Raw genomic sequence first — 6,697 nt, forward strand, 5'->3', positions numbered from 1 at the left:
CTGAGGCAAACTATTACAAGCAACTGAGCGGTCAAGCCATCCCGGCCTGACTCACACTAACCGGCCTCCACGAAAGCCGGGGCGATTCAGCTTGCTGAAGTCTCGCCACTCCTGTCTTTTGGCTTTTTCCCTTTGTCGATACTTTTGCGCGGCGATAGCGTTGGCCGCCCTTTTCTCGTCCTTCGTTAGGTGTTTAGGCGGGCGTCCTACACCTGGTTTGATGGTTGTTTCCATGCTCGTAGCGTTCCTTCTGGGGTTGAATTGTCATATGTAGCGAGCACATTTATATGACGCATCAACAAAACTAATAGCATGGATGGTCCCCTCTCGAAGACGTCATGCTTTCACGCTAAGTAGTTTCGATGACGCGTCATCGATATAGAAAAATAACTATGACGCGACATCGCAATTCACGGAAAAAAGTGGGGGCAGAATTTTCATTTTGGAGATTGGCGACCACCGACTAGGGGCCATCAGGAAACCTGTAGCTACAATCGTTTGGCAGACGTCGGACGGATAAGAGCTTCGAACTCATACTAAGGTCGAGCACCAAGCACGACGACTAAGCGGAAAAGCGCCTAGCAAGCTGATTCACCGAAACAATCCAATCACTCGAGACCCCGAGCACCGGTACAAACTCGAACTTGCGAACAAAGTTCTGAATTCCAACGTTCGGATTCGCAGCTTCTATGGCGATACTCTCATAACCATATTTCGGAGCCATACTTACCAGTTCTCGTAGAAACCACGTCCCGTGGCCAACTCGTTGTTCAGTAAACTTAATACGAGCAATGACTAAAGGCTTCTCGCCTTCGAATCTGCTATTGGGGCCGATTGGAAACCGCAACAGAAGGTCGAACTTCGCGTTCCTCGCGTCTATAGTCGCACCTGGCATGGAGTAGGCACACCTGCGTTTTCTCTCAAAACGCCCTTTTAGCTTGTCATCAATCTCGTCGGCGAAGGCCTCAATGTGAGGGAGATTCACCAAACTCGTTCGTGTCATGGGTTACCGTTTAAGTGTGTGTCAGAACGCAGCATTCTGCTCGCTAGGAACTCGATATAACGTAACACACACGAGTCAGTGCCGCACGCAGATGTAGGGAGCTTTGACAAGATTTAGAGACTAGCTAAATCCTGATGCAGAGGTGCAAAGGCTGCGCAGTTGAGCAGGCTCAATCTGGGCAACCGAGCTTTTTGTTCAGAAGCACTTGCAAGGCTGACGGCGTCGGTTCTAACTTGCCTAGCGCCAGGTTTAGGGCCTCAACCAGCGGTTCAGCTGGCTCAACTGGTACTGCCCACCAGTGCAGGTACCTCGGTTGACCAGGATTACTGACTTGGACCGGCTCAACTGGTCAACGCAGCTTTTCGGCAAGTAGCACTTGCAACGCTGAGGGCGTCGGCTCTAGCCTACTGAGCGCTTCGTTCAGGGCGTCGATTGTCGGTTGAGCCGGCACAACCCTACCGGGGCGCCAGGACTCTTCTGCTCGTTCAGCGCCGTCCAGCGTTAGGGTACCGTGCTTTCCCTGCACTAGCGTCACCTTTGGTTGGTACCCGCCCACAGCTGCAACCCTGGCCATGTGCTATCCCTTTGTGCATTCTCACTTAGAAACCCGGCTCACATGTCGCCCAACCACTTAGAAGATGAGTGATGTGTCGCCCAGCGACTTAGAAGCTGCTGAAGTTGAGCCGGCTCAACCGGTATTACGCCGCAGGCTGAATACTCGGCCGGCGGCAAATCCAACGACAAACGCAGCCACGACTAGGATGATTATTTCAAGTGTACTCAGGCTATCTCCGTTGGTAGAGGCCACCTCAAGCAGCAAGCGACGCGTCGAAAAATCCATTTCAGCTCACGGTCACTCTCGCCCCACCCTAACATGAGCGCGGAGCGATAGGCCGCGGCGACCAGGCTAGCCTCTTCTAGCATAGGCACAGCCAGTTTGGCAGCTAGCAGGTCATCGCATAAGGCCTCAATTACCTCGCTGCGTACTGCATTGTCCTCAAGTTCCTGTCGCTTATCCATTACCGCCGCTCCGGTTATGTAAACGGCCATAATACTGTTTTTATGTACAGTAGTCAATAAGGCAATAAAATTGAGGAAAATACAACAGCGCAGGAGCGCTTGAGCCGGCTCAACCGTCCGAAACCAGGTGGTCAGGCTACGATTTGGCCAGTCGTTTCAGCTTGCTCGAGCATGCGCTCTGCGATTTCTTCGCTTGTCACGAATCCCTCTTCATTAACAGCGTTTACGATTCTGAACAAGGCGGCGTACCATCGGTCATGAATGCGGCAGTATTCGTCGTAGCTAGACAGCTCGTCCGCGAACCGCTGAAACACCTCGTCGTCTGCAAAAAGCTGGCTGACCCAAGTATCGCGACCCAGTGCACCGGCTTCCGCAGCAGCGGTCAAAACATCCAACACCTCAGACACGAAATTGAAGTCGCGGATGGGTTTCAGTTCCTTTGTATCAGGGAAGTATCCTGCCCCATCAAAGTTGGGGTCTGCCCTGATTAGTTGGCACTTGTATTCTGCGATATTGTTGTCTTCGTCGTACATTTGTTTCTCCTAAACGAAGGACTACTATACGCGCTTGCTTTCCACCGGGCAACTTGAGCCGGCTCAACCCAGACCGAATATCCGCTCGACGGTCGACGGAACGTGGGTCTCCTGCGGCAAACGGGACTCGAGCGGCTTGCCGGCGCATAGCAGTGCCAGCGCCTGCGAGAGCTCATCAGCTACGCCAGGCTGTGCAAGTCCATACCAAAAATTATTAGGCGCTATTAACGCGTAGCGCTGCTCATCCGGCCATCCCTCTGTATCGTCGTCCAGCGCCAGCCATCTAGTCACACCGCGGTTGTTTGCGTCTGATTGGATAGCATCGTACCTAGTGCGTGGTGGATGCTGCAATAGCTCCCCTTGCCAGATGGTTCCCACTACACGCTCCCGCAGCGCTGCCGGCAACTGCTGCATTGTGTACTCATAGCCCAGGACACGCACCCAGCTGGTCGACAGCACGATTTTGACATCAGCGAATGGCGCTAGGATGCGCTCGAGCAGCGGCGCATGCTCAAGCAGCGGATGGTTGGTAGACCCGCCATTGTAGACGCGCGGCCGCTTAGGCTCGGACGCAGTGACTCGCACGTCTGCGGGATGCAGGACGCCATCGAAGTCCAGGTAAAGTACAGGCGTCATACTCGAAGCGTAACTGCCAAGACGCCCGTCAGGCCTGCGAGAATTGCAGCACCCAGCGCCAACGCGACGCGACTATAGCGCGCGTCATCCCCTGCTACGAACATCATCCATTTCAGCATTTCCGACCTCGTCAGGTATTATCATAACCATCAGTTTACTCTTCCGAGGGGCATATGGAACGCTTCATTCGATATGTTGAGATACCTGCAAACCGCAACAGGGTCATTCGAGTGCTGGAGCGAGTCGCACTGGTCGGGGCCGCCCTTGTCTCAGCTCTACTACTGACTGCCGTCTACGTGCGCGATTACGCCTGAACCTGCCCGCTGCACCTTACGCAGATGAGGGAGCTTCGCGGAGTGGAGCCGGGGGCAGGCCTATTAACATCAAGCGTGTGATAAAGACGGACTAACCCGGGCGCACCTGAGTCGAACTACGGGGAAAGGAAGTTGGCCAAGGTGCACAGTGAGTGTCAAGCGAACCAGCGCTAGCACTTGGCAAACTGGGGCCTCAAACTTAGACGACTACAACTTTGCGCGGCCGTCCTCGTTTCACAGGTCCACTAGTGTGATTAGCAAGAACCGGCTTCGGCTGTATGAACTGAATGACAGCCTCCTCGCTCCATAACAATTTACGCCCTAGCTGGAGCGGCTGCGGCAACAGCCCTTTGCTCATGTAGGCAGTCACAGTACGCACTGATACTCGCAGCATTGCAGCCAGTTCGTCTTTCGTCAAATACTTCATCAGAGTGGGCTCCACAGTCAGTAAAAACCTGTGTAGCCCCCCGACTTATATTTATTTCCTTATGTTGCCGAAATCATCGTTGCGGCGCGTGGATGCTGAGTCAAGCGGTCACCGATGACGTTAGCGCGCTGTTGTAGGTACACCTTCTGTAACACCGCTCTGTCACTATGCCCAGAAAACACCATCACTTCTTCAAGAGACGCTTCAAGCAGTTCTACCAGGCGGGAGATGCCTTCACGGCGCATGTCATGCAGGCGCACATCATACAGTCCAACCCTGTCCGCTGCCCGTCGTAACGCCTGCGAAATGCCGCTAGGGGAAATTTCAAAAATTCGGCCAGTCTTCCCTGAACCAAGCTGCTGCAGAATCTGCAGCGCAGGTGGCAACAAAGGAACTTCCCGCGTGCTCGTTTTTGATTTTTTCAAGTGGCCAGGCTTGCGCAGCGTAATGACTTTTTTTTCCCAGTTTACATCTTCCCACTGCAACGAACAGACCTCACTCCGACGCAGAGTTGTCATTACTGCAAATCTTACGAACGCTATGTGCAAGGGGTCTAATTCCGTGATTAACAGGGCTAGTGCCTCTTCGTCAACTCGAGTGTCACGGGGCTCAGGCTTTTCTGGCAATCGAATCTCCATCACATATTGAGCCGCTAGCCAGGCTCCGTAGAGCTGATTCAATTTGTTGGCGCGAAAATAGGCTACGAGCGCGCGACGCATCAACGTGATTTCATGACGGACCGTTTGCGCTGACGGAGGGACTATCACAGCAGGAGGGAGCACATGGCCCATTTTTTTCCTGTAGTGTTTTTGGTGTTTCGTGATTGTGGGGTCCGAAACTCGTCCGGAGCCCAGCAGACCTGCCTGTCGCTCGACCATCCAACGGTCTAGCAGGTCATAGTCCAGTTGGCCAAGAGTCAGATGCCCAAACCACTCGTCGAGCCGCTTGAGGCGTGACACGTCTGATGCAGCGCCCGCCAGCTTCGGCAGCTCACGCAGACGATAGTTTTCAAGGATATCGCGCACTGGGATTTCTGCCGGAGTATGCCCAGGGGCGATGGTAGGGGCCAGTGGTAGAGCCTTCGGCTTCGCGTCCAATTTTTGCTCCAGCAACTCAACGCGACGACGACGGGCCCAACGTAGTCCTTCATCGAATTGGTCGATGTCGAACGTACGCGAATCTTTTGGAAGGGGGGAAACTTCAACTGCGAAGCGCAGGGAGCCCGAACGGACCTCTACGTAGATATTTTTCTCAACCGTGCCGGACTTGAACTGCTTGCCTGGTGTGGCCTGTGTGACCTGCGTGAGCGACTTGACCTTCATGCTGAACTCCTATGTGGTGGAGTCCAGTGTTGCGATACGATTTATATTTCTCCCTAAAATCTCAGAACTTTCTCCCCAAACTCAGCAGGAGGTATTGTAAGTCCTTGATTTCATGGCGCGGCTGGTAGGAATCGAACCTACGACCCTTGGCTTCGGAGGCCAATACTCTATCCACTGAGCTACAGCCGCGCTGGAGGCGTGACGAAGGATACAGTCTTTCCGCAAGTACGTCCATGGGGAGAGGCGGAAAAACCCCTACACCAAAGCAGGATTACACTATAATAAGATGCTTGACGGCATTTGCAAAAAGCCACTAGATCGCAGTGCCCCAGTGGCCGGTTTTTTTAATTGAATTAAGGAAATCATGAGCGACGCACATAACGAACACCAATCCCTCATCCGCACGCCAAAACAACTCGTCGTTGCCGTCACGGCATTTTTCCTGGTTATCGTTCTAGGTATTATTTTATTGGTCACCTTCGTGACCAGCACCGCCACCACCGGCGCCGGTACCGACGGCCAGAGCGCCGAAGCCATCTCCAACCGTATCCGCCCGGTCTCCGAAGAAGGGTTCACCCTGGTCGACGCCAATGCGCCGCGCGTGCTGCAGGCCGGCGGCGCCGTCTATGCCGCCACCTGCGCGGCTTGCCACGACAGCGGCATGGCCGGCGCGCCGAAGACCGGCGACAACGGCGCCTGGGGCGCGCGCCTGGCGCAAGGCTATGACACCATCCTCAAGCACGCCATCGAAGGCATCCGCGCGATGCCGGCCAAGGGCGGCAATCCGGACCTGGACAATCTCGAGGTCGAGCGCGCCGTCGTCTTCATGACCAACAAGAGCGGCGCCAGCTTCAAGGAGCCGGCCGAGCCGGCGCCTGCCCCGGCTGCCGCCGAGGCGCCGGCCGACGCCGCCGCTACCGCAGCAGCAGCAGCAAGCCCGGCCGCAACGCCCGCTCCAGTCGCCGCCACCGCCGCTGCCCCGGCAGCCGCCCCAGCCATTGCCAGCGCCGACCTCGGCAAGAAAGCCTATGACTCGGCCTGCATCGCCTGCCATGGCGCAGGCATTGCCGGCGCGCCGAAGTTCGGAGACAAGGCAGCGTGGACCGCGCGTCTCGGCCAGGGCGCCAACGTGATGTACGAGCACGCGATCAAGGGCTTCCAGGGCAAGACCGGCTTCATGCCGCCCAAAGGCGGCGCCACCATCCCCGATGCCGAGGTCAAGGCCGCGGTCGATTACATGGTGGCCGCCGTCAAATAAGACGCGCGACGGCTCCAATAAAAAAGCACCCGATTGGGTTAATGCCGTTCAGTTAAGACTGAGCGGCATTTTTCTTTTCAGGTGTTGTAAACGGTAGCTGAGGCTGTTAACCTGCGTCACCATGTTTGATGACGCGCTCCATTTTCTTGTACAAGCCCAGGAAGCCCCGGACTGGGCGCGTCTG

At 55.4% G+C, this 6,697-nt stretch carries 6 protein-coding genes and 1 tRNA gene; 1 reads left to right on the forward strand and 6 read right to left on the reverse strand.

Features of this window, described 5'->3' with window-relative positions; all coding sequences use genetic code 11:
• Positions 1–562: 562 nt before the first annotated feature.
• The 6 genes from FVD38_RS26710 to FVD38_RS26170 form a co-directional block, all read right to left on the reverse strand.
• On the reverse strand, positions 563–985 hold the full coding sequence (locus FVD38_RS26710) for a hypothetical protein (RefSeq protein WP_147937470.1): 423 nt from the start codon (positions 983–985) through the stop codon (positions 563–565).
• Between the two features lie 1,169 nt (positions 986–2,154).
• Positions 2,155–2,556, reverse strand: coding sequence for a hypothetical protein (locus FVD38_RS26150; protein WP_147937471.1), 402 nt, complete (start codon positions 2,554–2,556; stop codon positions 2,155–2,157).
• Between the two features lie 63 nt (positions 2,557–2,619).
• The gene (locus tag FVD38_RS26155; protein ID WP_147937472.1) at positions 2,620–3,192 is read right to left on the reverse strand and encodes an HAD domain-containing protein; all 573 of its coding nucleotides are present in this window, start codon (positions 3,190–3,192) and stop codon (positions 2,620–2,622) included.
• A 513-nt stretch (positions 3,193–3,705) separates the two neighbouring features.
• Positions 3,706–3,933 carry a helix-turn-helix transcriptional regulator gene (locus tag FVD38_RS27250; protein WP_147937473.1) on the reverse strand — a complete coding sequence of 76 codons (228 nt, stop codon included), beginning with the start codon at positions 3,931–3,933 and terminating at the stop codon, positions 3,706–3,708.
• Between the two features lie 59 nt (positions 3,934–3,992).
• A complete protein-coding gene (locus tag FVD38_RS26165) occupies positions 3,993–5,255 on the reverse strand; it encodes a tyrosine-type recombinase/integrase (protein WP_147937474.1) in 1,263 nt (420 codons plus the stop codon).
• Between the two features lie 113 nt (positions 5,256–5,368).
• Positions 5,369–5,444 (reverse strand) — tRNA-Arg (locus tag FVD38_RS26170).
• A gap of 175 nt (positions 5,445–5,619) precedes the next feature.
• Between FVD38_RS26170 and FVD38_RS26175 the strand changes: the two genes are divergently transcribed.
• The gene (locus FVD38_RS26175; RefSeq protein WP_147937475.1) at positions 5,620–6,513 is read left to right on the forward strand and encodes a c-type cytochrome; all 894 of its coding nucleotides are present in this window, start codon (positions 5,620–5,622) and stop codon (positions 6,511–6,513) included.
• The last annotated feature ends 184 nt before the right edge of the window (positions 6,514–6,697 follow it).

It is taken from the genome of Massilia arenae, assembly GCF_008014745.1.
GTDB lineage: Bacteria > Pseudomonadota > Gammaproteobacteria > Burkholderiales > Burkholderiaceae_D > Telluria > Telluria arenae.

Bases quoted from the DNA above. Each gene is read 5' to 3' on its own strand.
- FVD38_RS26150 (WP_147937471.1), bottom strand. From the start codon at position 2,556: ATGTACGACGAAGACAACAATATCGCAGAATACAAGTGCCAACTAATC.
- FVD38_RS26155 (WP_147937472.1), bottom strand. From the start codon at position 3,192: ATGACGCCTGTACTTTACCTGGACTTCGATGGCGTCCTGCATCCCGCA.
- FVD38_RS27250 (WP_147937473.1), bottom strand. From the start codon at position 3,933: ATGAAGTATTTGACGAAAGACGAACTGGCTGCAATGCTGCGAGTATCA.
- FVD38_RS26165 (WP_147937474.1), bottom strand. From the start codon at position 5,255: ATGAAGGTCAAGTCGCTCACGCAGGTCACACAGGCCACACCAGGCAAG.
- FVD38_RS26175 (WP_147937475.1), top strand. From the start codon at position 5,620: ATGAGCGACGCACATAACGAACACCAATCCCTCATCCGCACGCCAAAA.